Genomic DNA, 17,480 nt, shown 5'->3' with positions numbered 1-17,480 from the left:
CCTGGGGAAGTTACGCGGGCATTTCGGTGGGTTGTCTGAAGGGTGCACTTCCCCGTGACCAAGGTCAAGGGATTCGCGACAATCCTCCGGGCAATCTTCCCGAATCGATGGAGTCGAGCACCCTCGCCGCGCCCCCGAGCGCCGCCGCGTCGTGGCCCAGCGTCGAGGCCACGACCTGGCATCCCCCAGCCTCCGCGGCGATGACGCGGGCGCTCAGCTCGTCGTGGACCGCGGGCAGCAGCCAGGGCGCGAGCGGGACGTAGTAGCCGCCGAGGATCACCACTTCGGGATTGAGCAGGTTGGCGAGGATGGACACGCCCTGACCCAGGCTCCGGCCGGCCGACTCCAGCGTGGCGAGGGTGCCGGGGTCGCCGGCCCGCGCCAGGCGTACGGACTCCTCGATCTCGACCTGGATCTCCGCGGGCGAGGGGTCCTTGCGCAGCACGGCGCCGATCCCCGCCATCGCCTCCAGGCAGCCGCGCCGCCCGCAGTGACACTCGGGGCCGTCGGGATCGAGCTGGACGTGGCCGATCTCGCCGCTGAAGCCGAGGCGGCCACGGCGCAGCCGACCGTCGAGGATGATGCCTGCGCCCACGCCGATCTCGCCCGTGAGGTAGATCAGGTCGGAGGCGCCGGAGTGGGCGCCGAAGCGCTGCTCGGCCAGGGCCGCGAGGTTGGCGTCGTTGTCGACCTGGATGGGGAAGCCGGGGTCGCGCAGCGCCTTGGCCAGGTCACCGCCGAGGTCGGCGTCGCGCCAGCCGAGGTTGGGCGCCAGGCGCACGGTGCCCTGCACGTCGACCAGCCCCGGCACGGCCACCGCCAGGCCGAGCACCTGACGCTCCTCCTTGGCCATGCGGTTGACCACACGCCTGATGATCGCCCCGACGCCGGCCACGCCCTGGTTGACGGAGTCACCGCCCGTGAACGAGCGCCGCCACGTCAGCAGCCGCTCCCCCGCGAGGTCGACGGCCACGGCCGAGACGTAGTCGACATTGATCTCGACCCCGATGGCGGCGTACGGCGAGCCGTCCAGGACCAGCATCGTGGCCGGCCGGCCGACGCGGTTTTCGGTCAGCCCGGTCTCGCGCACGAGCCGCCGGTCGATGAGATCGGCGACGAGGCTCGACACGGTCGCCTTGTTGAGCCCGGTGGAGGCCGCGATGTCCGCCCGCGAGCAGGGTGCGTGCTCGCGTACGAACCGCAGCACGACCGCCAGGTTCGTGGCCCGTACGTCGGCGAAGTCGGCCGGCTGCGGGCCGGTCGTAGAAGTGATCAATATCAGCCCCGTTCCCGCCAAGAGACGACCCCAGCATGCCGCATCGTCGGCTCCCTACCAACAAGAAACCTGCGCATTAGACTGCCGCCCCACTGTCTCGTCCGGATGCCGCCGCGTGTCCGCTTCGCAGATTTCGCATTGGCACCAACCTGTGACCGTCGCGATCCCTTGTGGCCAGAGTCACAGTCTACTAATTTGTTTGGCCGTAATACCAACTAATTTTAGTAGGCCATCCCGACTCGGAGAAGGGAGCGAGCCATGGCAACCAACACGACTCGCCGCGGGTTCCTAGGTCTGGTCGGTGCGAGCGTTCTGGTAGCGGGCTGCGCCGAGAAGAAAGCCACCTCGAAGGGCACGGCCGTGGCGGCCGACAAGCTGAAGAGCCTGGTGCCGACGCGGATCCCGTTCGAGATCCCAGGGCTCAAGCCGGACCTGCCCGGCAGCGAGTTCGTCGCGCCCGGCTTCCTGACCCGCCCCGCCAACATGGTGCAGGCCGTCACCACCAAGCCGCTGACCAGCGGCAAGGAAGTGACCGCGATGACGCCGCTGTGGGGCACCGTGCCGCCGGGTCTCGGCGACAACTCCTACTACGACTACGTCAACGAGCGCCTGGGCGGCACCGTCCGCTTCAACATCTCCGACGGCAACACCTACGGGCAGAAGCTGTCCACCCTCCTGGCCAGCAACGACGTGCCCGAGATGCTCATGGTCCCGGGCTGGGAGATCGAGAAGCTCGCCCGCTTCACCGAGGCGGCCAACAAGCTCTTCGCCGACCTGTCCCCCTACCTGGCCGGGGACAAGGCCAAGGAGTTCCCGCTGCTGGCCAACTACGACACCGCGGCCTGGCAGTACGGCGTCTTCGGCGGCGTCCTGCAGGGCATCCCGTGGCAGAACGACCCGTACCCGTTCGCCACCTTCGTCCGCCAGGACATCCTTGAGGAGCTGGGCCTCCAGCAGCCCAAGAGCGGCGACGACCTGGTGGCACTCGGCAAGGCCATCACCGACGCGAAGAAGAAGCGCTGGGCCTTCGGCGGCGGCATGGAGCAGGAGATGCAGCGGGCCTTCGCCGCGCCGCGCGAGTGGCGCAAGAAGAGCGACGGCACGCTCGAGTACAAGTACGAGACCCCCGAATGGGCCGCGGCCATCGAGTTCATGACCAAGCTCTTCGAGGCCGGGTACGTCCACCCCGACATCGTGGCCAACCAGGACGCCGACAACAAAGGCATCTTCGGCAGCGGCCAGATGATCATCTACCGGGACGGGCCCGGCGCCTGGCACGAGGCCCTGGGCCGGTTCCGGGCCGACAATCCCAAGTTCGACATGCAGATCGTCGCGCCCTACCCGGCGAAGCCCGGCGGCAAGACCATCATGTGGCGCAACGAGCCCGCCGGCATGTTCGTCTTCATCAAGAAGGGCCTGGGCGACGCCCGCACCCGTGAGCTGCTCGCGCTGTCCAACTGGGCCTCGGCGCCGTTCGGCACCCAGGAGTACGAGCTGGTCTTCAACGGCGTCGAGGGCAAGCACTACAACGTCGAGGACGGCAAGATCAAGCAGACGGCACTCGGGCGCAAGGAGGTCGCGCCCACGTACATGTTCCTGTCGGGCCGGCCCGCCGCCAACGAGAAGAGCCAGTACAAGGGCCTCGTCCAGGCCCAGCACGACTGGCAGACCACGTCCTCGAAGATCCTGGACAACGACCCGTTCGTCGGCATCCGCGTGGAGAGGCCCTCCAAGATGGCCGGCCTGGCGAAGCCCACCGAGGACAAGATGCAGGAGATCTTCCGCGGCAAGCGGCCCGTCTCCGAGTGGGCGACGATCGTCAAGGAGTGGCAGGACCAGGGCGGAAACGAGGCGCGCGAGTTCTACATGAAGGTCGCCCGCGAGAACGGCAGGCTGTGACACCAGTGAGGAGCAATTCGTCGGGGAGCCGGCCATGGGAGCGATGACGGCGGGAGGCCTCCCATGGGCGTGATCACGGCCAAGCGCCCGGTCAAGCCGGCAGCGGCCACCGCCACGCAGGAGAAGATGACCTGGCGGGCCAAGCTGCGCAGGGACTGGCCGCTGCTGCTGATGAACCTGCCGATGCTGCTGGTGGTCGTCGCCTTCTGGTGGATCCCGGCGCTCGGCAACGTCATCGCGTTCCAGGACTACAACCCCTTCACCGGCGGCATCACCGGCAGTCCGATCATCGGCTTCACCAACTTCGCGCTGCTCTTCCAGGACCCCCAGTTCCTGCGCGCGATGGCGAACACGCTGTCGATCACGGCCTTCCAGCTCGTCTTCTACTTCCCCGTGCCGATCATGCTGGCGCTGCTGCTCAACAGCATCGTCTCGGCCAAGCTGCGGGCGTTCGTGCAGGGCGTGGTCTACATGCCGTTCTTCTTCTCCTGGGTGCTGGTCGTGGCCATCTTCCAGCAGATGTTCGGCGGGGCCGGCCTGCTGTCGCAGATCCTGCGCGAGAACGGCCACGAGGGCGTCGACTGGATGACGAACTCCGACACGTTCATCCTGCTGATCACCTCCCAGACCATCTGGAAGGACGCGGGCTGGGGGGCGATCATCTTCCTGGCCGCGCTCAGCACCATCGACCCGAACCTGTACGAGGCCGCCGCCGTGGACGGTGCGCGCAAGTGGCGCCGCATGTGGCACATCACGTTGCCCGGACTGCGTCCGGTGATCGTGCTGCTGCTGATCCTGCGGCTCGGGGACGCGCTGAACGTCGGGTTCGAACAGTTCATGCTGCAACGCAGCGCGGTCGGCAGCGGGGCGTCCGAAGTGTTCGACACGTTCGTCTACTGGTCCGGCCTGCGTACCGGCGACCTCGGGTACGGGGCGGCGGCCGGGCTGTTCAAGGGCGTGGTCGGGCTGCTGCTGATCGTGGCGGCCAACCGAGTCGCGCACGCGCTCGGCGAGCGAGGGGTGTATTCGCGATCATGACAGTCCTGACCTCCAGGCTTCGTCCCAGGAAGCCCTCCAGGCTCGCCCCGTGGGAGGAGCCGCCCTCGCCGATCGGCCGGCTCGGCAAGGGCACGCTGGTGACGCTGATCGTCATGGCGGTGCTCGGTCCCCTCTACACGATCGTGCTGACCAGCCTCAGCTCCACCGCCACCGTCAACCGCTCGGGCGGGCTCGTGCTGGTGCCCGACGGGATCACGTTCGAGGCGTACCGGCAGATCTTCTCCGACACCGTGGTCAGCAGGGCCGTGCTGGTCAGCACCGGGGTGACCGTCGTGGGGACGCTGATCAGCACCGGGGTGAGCGTGCTGGGGGCGTACTCGCTGTCTCGGCCCGGGTCGTTCCTGCACCGGCCGCTGCTGTTCAGCATCCTGCTGATGTTCGTGTTCTTCCCCGGCATCATCCCGGTGTACCTGATGGTGAGCGGCCTGGGTCTGAAGGACAGCTACTGGTCGCTGATCCTGCCGACGGCGGTGTCCGCGTTCAACGTGGTGGTGCTGCGGTCGTTCTTCATGAACATCCCCGGGGAGGTCCTGGACAGCGCGCGCATCGACGGGGCCGGCGAGTTCCGCATCCTGTGGCGGATCGTGCTGCCCATGTCGAAGGCGGTGACGGCCGTCGTGGCGATGTTCTACGCGGTGGGTTACTGGAACGCCTGGTTCAACGCGATGCTGTACATCGACGACACCCGCAAGTGGCCGCTGGCGCTGATCCTGCGGCAGTACGTCGTGGACTCGAACCCGCTGCCCGCGGCCACGGCCGGCGTGACGGGCGACGCACCGCCCACATTGGCGATCAAGATGGCCATCGTGGTCATCGCCGTGGTGCCCGCCCTGATCATCTACCCGTTCGTCCAGCGGCACTTCACCAAGGGCGTGATCGTGGGGGCCATCAAGGGCTGATCGCCCTCGGCTCACGGCCCGAGGTCGAGAAGGCAGGAGAACAGCGCGTCGACGGCGCCACGCCGGCCTGTGGCACGACGCGCTGTCCGCCGGTGGTTCAGCTTCCGCCGACGGCCGGCTGTTCGGGTGCGGACGTGGTGCCGGCCGGTCGATCGTAGATTCCGACGGCCCATCTGCCTGGCCGTTCGCCCACCTCGGCCGACAGCCGTTCGAGCACTTCGGGACGCATCAGGCCCCGGGACTGGGCCGCCTCGTCGCACCCTCTCGACTTCTGGATCGGCGGGCACCCCGTGACGGCTTTCACCACCTTCCGGACAGGAGCGTCCGCCGGGAAGACCCAGATTCGCATCGACTGCGGACGCTTCAGCCAGCCGGTGGGCGCCGAACGCTCGTCGTGGTGCCCGCCCGTCGAACGCCCGCACCGTACCACCGCACCGATCAGTTCGCCGCCCTTGCCCTTGCCTGATGTGACCACCCAGGCCCGGGGATCGTCGCAGACGACCCTGTACCCGGTGGAGAAGCTGGTCGGTGAGAAGGTCACCGTCCGGGCGACGCCCATCGTCTCGAACCGCTCGGAGTGGAGGAGGGGGAGGTCGAATTCCTCGGCCCCCAACCTCACCATGAACCTGTCGGGGAGTTGGGGGCCGGGCTCTACCCGGGCCGAGTCCACAGGAGGCTGGGCGACCGTCGCCTTGTCCACCCGAGGGAGCAGGCCGTTCACCAGTCCGGCGGCGATGACGGCGAAGGCGACCGCCGTCCCAGCGGTCACCGCTCGCCGATTACGGCGCATACGCCGGCCGCGCCGTACGATCGCGTCGAGATGAGCGGGCGATTCGCCGCCGTCGGCATGCTCGGTCAGGACCGTTCGCAGGTCGCTCTCGGTGCGCTTCATCGCTGGGCCTCCTCCAGGTTCATTGTCCGAATGTCCGGATCGACCCGAAGACGGGTAAGGGCCCGACTGAGCTGGGTCTTCACCGTTCCCAGTGAGCAACCGACGATGTCGGCGATCTGGGTGAGCGTCCGCTCCTCGAAGTAATGCAGCACGATCACCGCACGCTGGCGTGGGGAAAGGGTGCCGATCGCGCTCCACAGCGCGGCCCGGTTGTCCACCTCAGCGGCCCGATCCCGTGGATCGGCCGTCTCAGGGACGCTCTCGGCCGGGACCTCGCCGCGCCAGCGCCTACGCCACCACGAGGCGTGGGTGTTCACGATGATCCGATAGACGTACGGGTCGGGGTTGCCCTCGATCCGCCGCCACGCGACCCATGCCTTCGCCAGCGCTGTCTGCACCAGATCCTCGGCCGTACCCCAGTCCCGGGCGAGGAGATACGCCATCCGGCACAGCCGTAGATGCCGCTGCGCCACGTACTCGGCGAACCCGTCGTCCATCCATCATCTCCGTCTCGTTGTCTCCGGCGATGACTACCGCCTGGGAGGCGCATTCGGATGACAGCGCCAGGAGAGATTCGGCAAACCGCCGCCTGCGTCTTCACGGGTGTGAGGTGTTCGCTCGTTTTATACACTGCATATATACCCTCGGTATATAGTCGCGGACGTACGTGCTCCTCCCCTCTGATCGGCCCGCTCGACCGCGAGCCGAGCTGCGGATATACGGCCCCTCTGCGCTGCCCTGGCGCCGCTTCCCGCAAGGCCGGCTCCGTGCTCGGCCAGGCGGGGCCGTCCCGCCGAAAGGACGACTTCTCCATGCGTCATACGATCGAGTCCCCGGACACCGCCCCCAGCCGGTTCGACGGCGCGAGAACGCCAGGCCGTCCGACCCCGCGTGGCCGCCTGGCCGCCGTCTCCGGACTACTCGCCCTGGTGGCCTCCGCCTCCTTCGGTTACGCCCCGCCGGCGGCCGCGTCCTCCGCTTCTCCGGCCACGCCGTACCTGCCCAAGCCGACCGGTTCCCAGCCGGTCGGCACCACGTCGCTGTATCTGAAGGACACCTCCCGCCCCGACCCGTGGGTTCCCACAGTGAAGGCCCGCGAGCTCATGGTCTCGCTGTGGTATCCGGCGAAGTCACCAGGCCGCCACCGGGCGCAGTACATGACGCCGAAGGAGTCCGAGCTCCTCCTCAAGGACGGAGAGATCACCGGCGTGCCGCTGGACGTGCTGAGCAAGACCCGTACCAACGCCTTCACCGACGCCAAACCGGCAGGTCGTAAGCACGGTCTGCCCCTCCTCGTGCTCTCCCCCGGCCACAGCAAGCCCCGGTCCGAACTCACGGCACTGGCCGATGATCTGGCGAGCCGGGGCTATGTGGTGGCCGCGATCGACCACACGTACGAGAACGTGGCCACCACCTTCCCCGACGGCCGGGTCACCACGTGTGTCACGTGCGAGATCAAGAAGAGCCCGGACTGGTGGGTGAAGCTGGCGAACAGCCGGGCGGCCGACGTCTCGTTCGTTCTCGACCAGCTGACCGGGTCGCACCCCAAGTGGAAGGACGCCCGGCTGATCGACCCTTCCCGTATCGCGATGGCCGGCCACTCGGCCGGAGGCGCAAGCGCCATCGCGGCCATGCTCAAGGACTCCCGGATACGCGCCGGCATCGACATGGACGGCACCACCGAGGTCCCGATCCCGGGCAACGGGCTGGCGCGGCCGTTCCTGTTCCTGGGCAAGCCGTCCACGTACACCCCGGGGACGGGAGACACGGCCGCCACTTGGGAGCGGGACTGGAAGCAGCTGAAGGGATGGAAGCGCTGGCTCCTGGTGACCGGGGCGGAGCACACGTCCTTCACCGACCTCGGCGTGCTGGCCGACCAGCTCGGCATCGACGACGGCGCCGACATACCCGGGACCCGCGCCATGGAGATCACCCGCAGGTACGTCGCCGGCTTCTTCGACCTGCACCTGCGCAAGAAGCCCCAGCCCCTGCTGGACAAGGCGTCGGCCCGCTATCCCGAGGTCAAGTTCTGCACCCCGGAAACGAAGACCTGCTCCTGACCGCAGGATGGACAGAGGCCCTTTCCTTTCACGCACGCCTCAGCGATGAAAGGAAAGGGCCTCCGCTACCCATCCTTCCGGCAGGTCCTGCCTGCCTCCGAGCAGCGCGGAGCTCCACCCGCCCGCTCGGGGCGAATGGCGCTCCGCTCACCTCACGCCGGGGCGCAGGTGAAGGTGGTGGGTGGGGCGTTGGTGCCGGTCTGGGTGCCGGTGAAGCCAAACGACGTCGTCCCGTTCGATGACAGGTTGCCGTTGTAGCCGGCGTTGGCAACGCTCACGTTGGCGCCCGTCCGTGTCGGGGTGTCGTACCGGAGTCGCCGGACGGGTATGCCGTGGACGTGCAAACGGGCAAGAGCAGAGAGCTGTTCACTCTGCACAAGACCGGTCCGAACGTGGTGCCGGGTCTCTGCGCTGACCGGTCACGGTGGAATGACGCACGGGGAGTCAGCAGTCCCAGGCCGGCATCGGCGGCCCGGCGGGGTTCCAGGTGCGCAGGAACTCCGGCTGGACCGAGATGTCGACGAGCTCGATGCGCAGGCCGAGGGCGGGCATGCGGTGGTAGGTGAAGGGGCGGCCGTAGGGACGGGCGTCGAAGTCCAGCGGATAGCCGTCTTCGACGAGACGCCGTGAGCAGCCGTCGAGCGCGCCGGCCCAGAAGCCGATGTGGTCGCAGCGGACCGCCTCGCCAGGATCCCACGGGCTGCCGGGTGGGCCTTCGATCAGCTCGGTATAGAGCGGGCCCTGGCGCGAGAACACGATGCGGTAGTCCCAGTCCCCCAGGGCGCCGTCGCGGACGGCGTTCCACTCGGTGCCCGCCACACGGGTGAGGTCGCGCATGGCGCGTTCGATGTCCGGCACGACGAAACCGACATGGTACGGACCGGCACTCACTGCGACCGGGCAGGGTGCCGCGCCGGGGGACGTCTCGGGATCGCCACGACGCATGTCGTGGCCGCCTGTCTCGCTCATGGTATCGAGGCTAGGCGCCCCCGGATGAACGGGGGCGCCCTTCCCGGTTCCTATGCGGGCGTGCAGGTGAGGGTGGGTGGGGTGTTCGTGCCGGAGTACGTGCCGGTGAAGCCGAACGACGTTGAGGCGTTCGGCGCCAGATTGCCGTTGTAGCCGGCGTTCGTCACGCTCACGTTGGCACCCGTCTGGGTGTGGGTGCCGCTCCAGAGCTGGGTGATCTTCTGGTCGCCGGACCAGGTCCACGTGACCTTCCAGCCGCTGATCGACGAGGAGCCGGTGTTCTTGACCGACACCTCACCCTGGAAGCCACCCGGCCATTGGTTGCCCGGATTGTACGTGGCCGTGCAACCGGTGCCCGTGGTCGGCGTGACGGTCGGGGTCACGGTCGGGGTCACGGTCGGGGTCACGGTCGGGGTCACGGTCGGGGTCACGGTCGGGGTCACGGTCGGAGTGACCGTGACGGGCGGGCCGGTGCGGTCGCCGTAGATGATGCCGCGGCCGTTGGTGCCCAGGTAGACGCGGCCGTACACGCGCGGGTCGCCCGTGAGCGCCTCGCCCATGTTGCCCCACTGGTGCTTGTCGTCGTTGATGCGGACCCAGTTCGCCCCGGCGTCGTCCGAGCGGTACAGGCCGGTGACGCCGTCGATGGTGGCGACCGCGAAGATCGCCATGTACGTCCCGCCGGGCGCGGCCTTGCCGAAGCCGACGTTCACGGACTTGGTGATGCCGGAGACCTTGGCGAACGAGGCGCCGCTGTCCGTCGAGTGCCACAGGCCGCCGTCGCCGGCCAGCCACAGGTCGCCCTCACGCCCGGGCACCGCCTTGTACTTGCCGCTGGTCGGCAGGCCGGTCGCGGCCGTGGCGGTGAAGGTGGCGCCGCCGTTGGTGCTGACGTAGAACCTGCCGCCGCTGAGGCCGTAGAACTTCGACGCGTTCACCCGGTCGGACTCCACGACCGCGTCCGTGGGCAGGCCGGACGCCTGCTGCCAGGAGTTGCCGTACCCGACCGAGTAGACCGGGGTGACGCCCTTGGGCGCCCACACGAAGCGGGAGCCGTCGGCGGCCGCGGCCACCGTGCCGCCCTCGTTGACGCCGCCGGGCTCGGTGCCCTGGAACCAGTTCGCGCCGCCGTCCGTGGAGAAGGCCACGTGGCTGTCGTTCGGGCGGTCGGCGTCGGTGAAGTTGCCGGCCCTGACCATGATCGACGGGGCCTTCTCGGCGTAGTCGAGGCTGGTGGTGGAGGTGAAGCCGGGCGAGGTGAACATCATCGGCGGCACCGCGTCCAGGTTCGTGTGCCGGAAGCCGCCGATGTCACCGAGGGCGCTGACAAGGGGCGCGCCGCTCGGCGGGCTGATCAGGTCCAGGACGGCCGTCTCCTCCAGGCCCTTCGCCATGGGCTTGATGGTGAACTGGCCGCCCGAGTCCCATTGCGTGAGGTTCTCGGTGCCGTACACGGTGGCGCCGGTGCCGTACATCATCCTGTTGGAGTCGAACGGGTCGATCTCCAGGGACTCGGTCATCCAGCCGAGCTTCGGCGTGACCTCGGGCGGCTGCGGGTTGGTGCCGAACGTCAGCCACGGGTTCTCCGTGACGTCCATCGTGTAGCGGAAGCTGCGGTTGGGGTAAGAGGTGAAGTCCCAGACGCGGGTCCACGTGGCGCCCGAGTCGGTGGAGCGGAAGAAGATCACGTCCGGCCACCACGAGATCTGGGTGGCCACCATGATCGTGCTCGGGTCCTGCCGGTCGATGGTCAGGCCGCTGTAGCCGAAGTAGTCGTCGGCGCTGGAGGACGGGACGGGGCTGATCTGGGTCCAGGTGCCGGTCGCGGTGGCGTAGCGCCACACGTCGCCCTTGGCGCCGTCGTACGGGCCGCCGGTGTCGCTCGTGGCGAGGTAGAGGTAGCCGTTGACCGTGTCCAGCACGCCCTTGTGCGCCAGGTAGCCGGTGGGCTGGCCGGCCAGCCGTGACCAGGTGGAGCCGCCGTCGGTGGTGCGGTAGACGGTGTTCTCCTTGTCGGCGACGCCCACGTAGATCGTCTTGGTGGCGGTGCCCTTGGTGGACGAGCGCGGGTCGTAGGTCACCCAGACCACGCCCGGCTTGTGGCTCAGGTAGCCGTTGGGGTCGCTGGGGTCCTGGGCGTAGTTGCCCGGGTTGGGGAAGCTCGCCACCTTGGCCCAGGTCGCGCCGTAGTCGGTGCTGCGCCACAGGCCGTTGCCGTTGGGGGCGCCGAAGTAGAGCACGCGATTGTCGTTCGGGTCGACGGACAGCGCCTCACCCATGCCGCGGCCGGGCATGTTGCCGCCGAGCTTGAACGGCAGCGCCGTGACCTGCCAGCTCTCGCCCTTGTTCGTGGAACGCAGGATGGCGCCGTTGTTGGGGTCCCAGCTGTTGGTGTACATGCCGACGGCGGCGTAGACGCGGTTGGTGTCCACGGGGTCGGTGGCGAGACTGATCACGCCGTTGTAGCCCCACTTGTCCCAGCCGACCCAGTCGAGCAGCGGGGTCCACGACTTGGTGGACTGGTTCCACCGGTAGGCCCCGCCGATGTCGGTGCGGGCGTAGATGAGGTTCCGCTCCGTCGGGTTGAAGATGATCCCGGGTACGAATCCGCCGCCGTCGATCCTGACGTTCTTGTACGCGTACGGGTCGGAGGCGACGGCCGAGACCGGCGACATCCGCACCACCGCCGCCACCAGTAGGAGGGCGGCGGTCGCCAGCAGGACGAATAATCTCTTTCGCATGCGCGGCTCTTCCTTTCCAGGCACGCCGACAGGCGCCCCAAAGGCGTCAGATGACCGCCATGCACGAGCAGATAGCAGGACCCTGACCGTCACCGCGCCTTCGCGCATGAGCTTTCACCAGAAGGCTCACATACGCGCGCGCGACAGGTCAATAGTTTGGACATACAACGAATTAAGGGGTGCAGCATGGAGTTTCCCGAGTTCCGGGTCGACGGAAAGGTCGCCCTGGTCACAGGGGCCGCACGGGGACTGGGGCGGGCCATCTCGCTGGCACTGGCCCATGCGGGGGCCGACGTCGCCCTAGGTCTGCGGGACGAGAACGAGGACGGAGGGCTGGCGGGCGAGATCACCGGGATGGGCCGCGTCGCACTGCCGCTCCAGATGGACATGACCGCCCCGGGGCAGATCTCCCAAGCGGTGCAGGACGTCCTGGAACGTTTCGGCAGGATCGACATCCTGGTCAACAATGCCGGCATCGCGCCCGGCAACCCGGCCGAGGACGTCACCGAAGAGGACTTCGACCGGACGCTGGCGGTCAATCTGAAGGGCACCTTCCTGGCCGGCCAGGCGGCAGGGCGGGCGATGATCAAACAGAAATACGGCCGGATCGTGAACATCGGCTCTCAGGCGGGCGAGGTCGCCCTGCCCGGCGAATCCATCTATTGCATGACCAAGGCGGCGATCGCCCATCTCACCCGGTGCCTGGCGGTCGAGTGGGGGCCGCACGGCGTCACGGTCAACAACGTGGCTCCGACGTTCATCCGCACCCCGGGGACCGCCGAGGCCCTGTCCGACCCGGCGTTCGAGGCCGACGTGGTGGAGCGGATCGCGGCGCTGCACCGCATCGGCGAGCCCATGGACGTGGCCGGGGCGGTGCTGTTCCTGGTCTCGCCGGCCGCCTCCCTGGTCACCGGGCACACGCTGGTCGTGGACGGCGGGTGGACGGTCCGTTGAGGAAGCCGGAGTTCGAGGACACCTTCGAGGGCGACCTGCGCGTGTCGTCGCTGCAGACGGGCGTCTTCTCGGCAGCCGGATCGGGCAGCACGGACGCGGCGCCGCGGTCCGGGAGGAGCAGCCCGAGGTGAGGCTCTACACCCCCCGGTACGGCCGGATCGAGATGCGCGCCAAGGCCGTCGACGACCCGAACTGCATGGTCGCCCTCTGGATGATCGGCGCCCCTTCGGGGATCCGGCGATCACCGACGACTTCGCGGTGGAGACGCTGCCCATCGACGCCCGCGAGTTCCACGTGTACGCCGCCGACTGGACGCCCGGCCAGGTCTCCTCCGTGGACGGGCAGCACGTCAGGACGGTGAACCAGGCGCCGGCGTACCCGATGCAGCTCATGCTCGGCATCTACGAGTTCCAACCGGGCGGCGCCTACCCCAAGGAGTTCACCGTGGACTACGTGCGAGGCTACGGACCGGAATAGCGGCCCACAGTGCGATCCCGATGTAGAGGACCTGCTCGGGGACCCGCTGCCACAGCGGCGACGCCGCCTCTCCGGCGAACGGCACGTCCGCCACGGCCGCGTACACGTTCGCCGGCAGCAGGACCACGAACAGCAGCGCCAGGCAGATCCCGGCGGCCCTGCGGGTCTCCGGGAGTACGAGCCCGACGGCCCCGGCCAGCTCCAGCACGCCGGTCAGATACACCATCAGGGTGGGGAACGGCACGAACGGCGGCACCATGGCCACCAGGTCGGCGTGGTTGGGCATGACGGTCACGCCCGCCGGGACGAAGTGCGCGCTGGCCGTCATGACCAGCATGACGGCCAGCCCATGGGCGGCACTGACCCGCCAGGTGGCGAACCGGTCCACGCCCAGCACGCCCAGCAACCGGAACACCAACGCGGCGACCAGTAGAACGATCACAGTCATACGACCACCTCATTAGACAGCGGCACTATCCGTTAATGGATAACGCTACTATCCAACAAGGGCGGGTGGAAGCATATTTCGCCTGTGGAGGGAATCAACCTGCTGTCTGGCTCTTCGGCGGGGCGGAGATGCGGACCCGCGAGCCCCATCCGGTGTAACGGGTCTCGGTGCTGAACTTGCCGTCCCCCACCGCGACTCCCTCGGCCACGTGGCTCGCCGCCAGGTGGGCGGTCACGAGCTGCTTCGGCAGGTTGTCGGCGCCCAGCGTGAGCCGGTACTCGATCACCGTCTTCTCCTTCTCGCTGAACGGTGAGGTGGCCCGGAACCACGGCGACACCTTCGCGAGCGCGCTGTAGGTGATCTTCCCGGAGTAGGTGCGGCCCTGCTTCTTGCCCTTCAACAAGACCTTCAGCGTCGTCGGCTCGGCCGGGTTGACCAGCTGCGCGACGGTGCCGATCCCCCCACCGGTCGTCCCCAGTGGGTCGTTGACCCACTTCTTCCCTTCGGGGACTTCGCCGAGCATCGGGCTGGTGGTGTAGCTCTTGCCGCCGAGCCAGATGGTGCGCCCCGACTTCGCGTTGGTCATGTAGTCGAAGATGCCGCCCTGGTACCTCTTGTAGTCGGCGGTGATGTCCGACGCGGCGATGCCCGACTTGCTGAACTGTAACTTTCCGGTGCGCCTGAGGAACGTAATCGTCTCCGAGCCCTGCACCAGGGACGTGACGTCGGTGAACGTCACCCCCTTGCCGGCGCCCAGCTTGGCCTTCAGCGCTGCGACAGGATCTGCCGCCTCGGCGGGAGTGGCGGCCATGAGCACGGTCATGGCCGCCACGACGGCACCTGCGATCATCCGCTTCATGAGAATCCCTTCGATGTCCGCGGAGTGGATCGCAGATTCTGCCGGAACCCGATCACGACAAGATCAACGAGCGAGGGCGAAGTCCTTGATGCGCAGGTCGCCCTTGAACACGAGGTACAGGCTCCCCGTGCCCGGCTTCACCGTCGCGTTCGCCGTTCCGTACTGGTAGATCCCGCCGGTGGCGGGCACCTGGACGGTGCCGAGCAGCGTGCCGGTCGGCGAGCCGAGGCGCACCTCGAAGGAGCCGCCGCTCACCGAGGACACCGCGGCCGTGAGGCGGGAGCCGAAGGAGGCGCCGGTGAAGGAGATCCAGTCGCCCGCCGAGCCCTCGACGACCTCGCCGGCGGCCTTGGTCTCGTCGGCGAAGACCACGCCCGAGTAGTCGTCGAAGTCCATCGCCCTGGTGGTCTTGGCCAGGTCGCGGACCGGGATGGTCTCGCCGGACACGCGCAGGCTGGTGACCTGGCGGACCCGGTCGGAGGACGAGCCGACGAGAACGTCGTGGGTAGCGGTCTCGACGGCCCACTTGTTCCGGGTGTAGTCCCAGACGGCCAGGTCGGACTTCTTCAGGGTGAAGGTCACGGTACGGGACTCGCCCGGGTTCAGCGTGATCCGCTGGAAGCCGCGCAGCTGCTTGACCGGCTGCTTGAAGCGGGACTCGCGCTGGTGGGTGTAGAGCTGGACGACCTCGTCGCCCTTGACCTTGCCGGTGTTGGTGACCTTCACGCTCACCTTGTCGCCCTGAACCTGCAGGCCCTGGTAGCTGAACGTGGTGTAGCTCAGCCCGTGGCCGAAGGAGTAGAGCGGCTTGCCCTTCCCGTACAGGTACGTCATCCCGGTCTTGGCCAGGTCGTAGTCCAGGATGCTCGGCAGGTTGTCGGTGCCGGGCCAGGTCTGGGTGAGCCGGCCGGCCGGGTTGACGTCTCCGAAGATCACGTCGGCGACGGCGTGGCCGGTCTCCGCGCCGGCGTGGGTGGTCCACAGCAGCGTCGGCGCGTCCACGATGACCGGGTAGCTGGTCTCCAGGACGACGACGGTCTTCGGGTTGGCCTTGCGCACGGCCTCGATGAGCCGCCGCTGCCCGTCGCCGAGCTGCAGGTTGTCGCGGTCGTGGAACTCGCGCCCGGCCACGAACGGGTGGCTGCCCACCACCACGACCGCGACCTCGGCCTTGGCCGCCTGGGCGGCGGCCGCGGCGACGCCGTCGGAGACGACCTCCTTGCCGAACTTGGCCGCCTGCGCCTTCGGGGCGAGGGCGAGCGAGCCGTCGGCGGACACGGTCACGTACGGGTCGGGCAGGCCGTACCAGCTCTCGACGTTCTCGTAGCCGGCGTACCTGATCAGGTAGCTGCCGTCGGACTGGCGCTCCAGGGCGAACTGCTGCTGCACGAACCAGCCGTCGGGCTCGGCGTCGTCGGTGTCGAGCGAGCGCCAGTCGCCGCCGAGCAGCTTGCCGTTGCCCGCGTTGCGCAGCGTGGACACGCCGTTGACCCAGTCGGTCAGGTCCCACTGCGAGGCCGTGGTGGGTGTGGTGTCGGCGAGCGCGGCGTTGTCGTCGGGGCCGGTGCCGGTGGCGGTGATGTACTTGCCGGAGTCGAGGTGCTTGAGCGCGATCCGCTCCAGGCCCTCGCTCGTGGCGACGTCACCCACGCGCTCCTTGATCCCGTCGGCCGGCGTCACCTGGTAGGGCAGCTGACCGGAGTACCAGTCCCGGTAGAGCTTGCTCGCCAGCGGGCCGACCACGGCCGCCGACTTGGGCTTGGCCAGCGGCAGCGTGCCGGAGTTCTTGAGCAGCACCGTGGCCTTGCCCGCGGTCTCCCGGTTGAGCTGCTTGTTCGCGGGGCTGTTGATCACATCCTGGGTGATCTTCTTGTACGGCCCGCCGTCCGGGTCGAAGTGCCCCAGCCGGGTCCGGATGGACAGGACGCTGCGTACCGACTTGTCGACGTCGGCCTCGGTGATGAGGCCCTGGTCCAGCGCGGCCTTGAGGTTCTGCACCATCGGCCCGTTGTCGCTGCCGTCGATCGTGAAGCTGTCCTGCCCGCTCTTCAGCACGGCGGCGAACGCCTCAGGCTTGTTGTCGTAGTACTTCTGCAGGTCGGTGAGCGCGTGCGGGCCCCAGGCGTCGCTGACGTTGTAGAGCGTCTTGTCCGTCCACGACCTGACCACGTCGTTCAGGTCGGGGTTGACGTGGTTGGGCCGCCCGTTGACCACGTTGTACGACGCCATGACCCCGGTCGCGGCGTCGGCCGAGATCGCTGCCTTGAACGTGGCCTCGTAGTACTCGTGCTTGAGCTTGGGCGTCAGGTTGGAGGAGGTGATGCTGCGGTTCGTCTCGTTGTTGTAGGCCAGGTAGTGCTTCAGCACGGGCGCGGTCTTCAGATAGAAGGGGTCGTCGCCCTGCAGGCCCTTGCCGTACGCCGTCGAGATGGCCCCGGTCAGATAGGGATCCTCCGAATAGCCCTCCTCGTTCCGGCCCGCCCGCGGGTCGCGCAGCGGGTCCACCACGGGCGCCCACACCTGCAGGCCCCACAGCACCGGATCGACGGCGTTGTAGCCGCGCGTCTCGTCGCCGACGGCCGAGCCGACCTTCTTGATCAGGTCCGGGTCCCAGGTGCTGGCCAGCCCGACCGCCTGCGGGAACACCGTGCCGGCGGCGAACTTCTGGTTCCAGTTGTCGTTGAGGTGGTTGGACCAGGCGACGCCGTGCAGCGCCTCGGTGCCGTTCTTGTGGTATCCGATGCCCAGGCGCGGGATCGGCTGCTGCGACTGGTGCAGCAGGGTGAGCTTCTCGTCAAGCGTGAGCCGGCCGAGCAGGTCGCTGACGCGCTGCTCCAGCGGCAGGCCCGGATTCTGGAAGGGGTAGTCCACGGCTGCCTGGGCCGGCACGGTGACCAGTGAGGCAGCCAGCGCAAGGGCGGCTAGCAAAGGGGTTTTTCGCATTGGG

The 17,480-nt window shown here is 68.3% G+C and carries 16 protein-coding genes; 7 read left to right on the top strand and 9 right to left on the bottom strand.

From position 1 onward, the window contains the following. Positions 1 to 64 precede the first annotated feature (64 nt). Positions 65 to 1,276: an ROK family protein gene (locus tag ACTMTI_RS01275; RefSeq protein WP_441117629.1), complete on the bottom strand. Its 1,212-nt coding sequence runs from the start codon at positions 1,274 to 1,276 to the stop codon at positions 65 to 67. A 258-nt stretch (positions 1,277 to 1,534) separates the two neighbouring features. Between ACTMTI_RS01275 and ACTMTI_RS01270 the strand changes: the two genes are divergently transcribed. The 3 genes from ACTMTI_RS01270 (at position 1,535) to ACTMTI_RS01260 (ending at position 5,133) form a co-directional block, all read left to right on the top strand. Beyond that, positions 1,535 to 3,175, top strand: a complete 1,641-nt coding sequence (locus tag ACTMTI_RS01270) for an extracellular solute-binding protein (RefSeq protein WP_441117627.1) — start codon at positions 1,535 to 1,537, stop codon at positions 3,173 to 3,175. A 63-nt stretch (positions 3,176 to 3,238) separates the two neighbouring features. Further along, positions 3,239 to 4,213 carry an ABC transporter permease gene (locus ACTMTI_RS01265; RefSeq protein WP_441117626.1) on the top strand — a complete coding sequence of 325 codons (975 nt, stop codon included), beginning with the start codon at positions 3,239 to 3,241 and terminating at the stop codon, positions 4,211 to 4,213. Beyond that, positions 4,210 to 5,133, top strand: a complete 924-nt coding sequence (locus ACTMTI_RS01260) for a carbohydrate ABC transporter permease (RefSeq protein WP_441117625.1) — start codon at positions 4,210 to 4,212, stop codon at positions 5,131 to 5,133. The genes ACTMTI_RS01265 and ACTMTI_RS01260 overlap by 4 nt, the downstream gene beginning before the upstream one ends. A gap of 97 nt (positions 5,134 to 5,230) precedes the next feature. Here ACTMTI_RS01260 and ACTMTI_RS01255 read toward each other — a convergent pair whose 3' ends face one another. Continuing rightward, the gene (locus tag ACTMTI_RS01255; protein WP_441117624.1) at positions 5,231 to 6,025 is read right to left on the bottom strand and encodes a hypothetical protein; all 795 of its coding nucleotides are present in this window, start codon (positions 6,023 to 6,025) and stop codon (positions 5,231 to 5,233) included. Continuing rightward, positions 6,022 to 6,522 carry a SigE family RNA polymerase sigma factor gene (locus tag ACTMTI_RS01250; RefSeq protein ID WP_441117623.1) on the bottom strand — a complete coding sequence of 167 codons (501 nt, stop codon included), beginning with the start codon at positions 6,520 to 6,522 and terminating at the stop codon, positions 6,022 to 6,024. Before ACTMTI_RS01250 ends, ACTMTI_RS01255 begins: the two co-directional genes overlap by 4 nt. A gap of 315 nt (positions 6,523 to 6,837) precedes the next feature. On the opposite strand from ACTMTI_RS01250, the gene ACTMTI_RS01245 reads away from it, so the two are divergent. Next, complete coding sequence (locus ACTMTI_RS01245; RefSeq protein ID WP_441117622.1) at positions 6,838 to 8,085, top strand: alpha/beta hydrolase family protein; 1,248 nt, start codon at positions 6,838 to 6,840, stop codon at positions 8,083 to 8,085. Positions 8,086 to 8,237: 152 nt separating this feature from the next. On the opposite strand, the gene ACTMTI_RS01240 is transcribed toward ACTMTI_RS01245, so the two are convergent. From ACTMTI_RS01240 to ACTMTI_RS01230, 3 genes are all read right to left on the bottom strand, one after another. Next, positions 8,238 to 8,462, bottom strand: coding sequence for a cellulose binding domain-containing protein (locus ACTMTI_RS01240; protein ID WP_441117621.1), 225 nt, complete (start codon positions 8,460 to 8,462; stop codon positions 8,238 to 8,240). A 67-nt stretch (positions 8,463 to 8,529) separates the two neighbouring features. Then, positions 8,530 to 9,054 carry a VOC family protein gene (locus tag ACTMTI_RS01235; RefSeq protein ID WP_441117620.1) on the bottom strand — a complete coding sequence of 175 codons (525 nt, stop codon included), beginning with the start codon at positions 9,052 to 9,054 and terminating at the stop codon, positions 8,530 to 8,532. Positions 9,055 to 9,104: 50 nt separating this feature from the next. Next, on the bottom strand, positions 9,105 to 11,795 hold the full coding sequence (locus ACTMTI_RS01230) for a cellulose binding domain-containing protein (RefSeq protein ID WP_441117619.1): 2,691 nt from the start codon (positions 11,793 to 11,795) through the stop codon (positions 9,105 to 9,107). 186 nt (positions 11,796 to 11,981) lie between these two features. On the opposite strand from ACTMTI_RS01230, the gene ACTMTI_RS01225 reads away from it, so the two are divergent. From ACTMTI_RS01225 to ACTMTI_RS01215, 3 genes are all read left to right on the top strand, one after another. Continuing rightward, complete coding sequence (locus ACTMTI_RS01225) at positions 11,982 to 12,749, top strand: SDR family NAD(P)-dependent oxidoreductase (RefSeq protein WP_441117618.1); 768 nt, start codon at positions 11,982 to 11,984, stop codon at positions 12,747 to 12,749. Then, entirely contained in the window at positions 12,734 to 12,880 is a 147-nt protein-coding gene (locus ACTMTI_RS01220; RefSeq protein ID WP_441117616.1) for a hypothetical protein, read from the top strand. The genes ACTMTI_RS01225 and ACTMTI_RS01220 overlap by 16 nt, the downstream gene beginning before the upstream one ends. A 127-nt stretch (positions 12,881 to 13,007) precedes the next feature. Further along, positions 13,008 to 13,226 carry a glycoside hydrolase family 16 protein gene (locus ACTMTI_RS01215; RefSeq protein ID WP_441117614.1) on the top strand — a complete coding sequence of 73 codons (219 nt, stop codon included), beginning with the start codon at positions 13,008 to 13,010 and terminating at the stop codon, positions 13,224 to 13,226. Here ACTMTI_RS01215 and ACTMTI_RS01210 read toward each other — a convergent pair. The 3 genes from ACTMTI_RS01210 to ACTMTI_RS01200 all read right to left on the bottom strand — a co-directional run bounded on the left by ACTMTI_RS01210 (position 13,189) and on the right by ACTMTI_RS01200 (position 17,476). Next, entirely contained in the window at positions 13,189 to 13,674 is a 486-nt protein-coding gene (locus ACTMTI_RS01210; RefSeq protein WP_441117612.1) for a DoxX family protein, read from the bottom strand. The two genes, ACTMTI_RS01215 and ACTMTI_RS01210, sit on opposite strands and share 38 nt — an antisense overlap. 94 nt (positions 13,675 to 13,768) lie before the next feature. Continuing rightward, on the bottom strand, positions 13,769 to 14,533 hold the full coding sequence (locus ACTMTI_RS01205; RefSeq protein WP_441117611.1) for a hypothetical protein: 765 nt from the start codon (positions 14,531 to 14,533) through the stop codon (positions 13,769 to 13,771). 63 nt (positions 14,534 to 14,596) lie between these two features. Then, a complete protein-coding gene (locus tag ACTMTI_RS01200; protein ID WP_441117609.1) occupies positions 14,597 to 17,476 on the bottom strand; it encodes a glycoside hydrolase family 3 C-terminal domain-containing protein in 2,880 nt (959 codons plus the stop codon). Positions 17,477 to 17,480: the final 4 nt, after the last annotated feature.

Origin of the sequence: Nonomuraea sp. H19 (genome assembly GCF_052068215.1) — a bacterium.
GTDB lineage: Bacteria > Actinomycetota > Actinomycetes > Streptosporangiales > Streptosporangiaceae > Nonomuraea.
The sequence above is the reverse complement of the archived record's forward strand: the minus strand, read 5'-3'. Positions and strand labels throughout refer to the sequence as shown.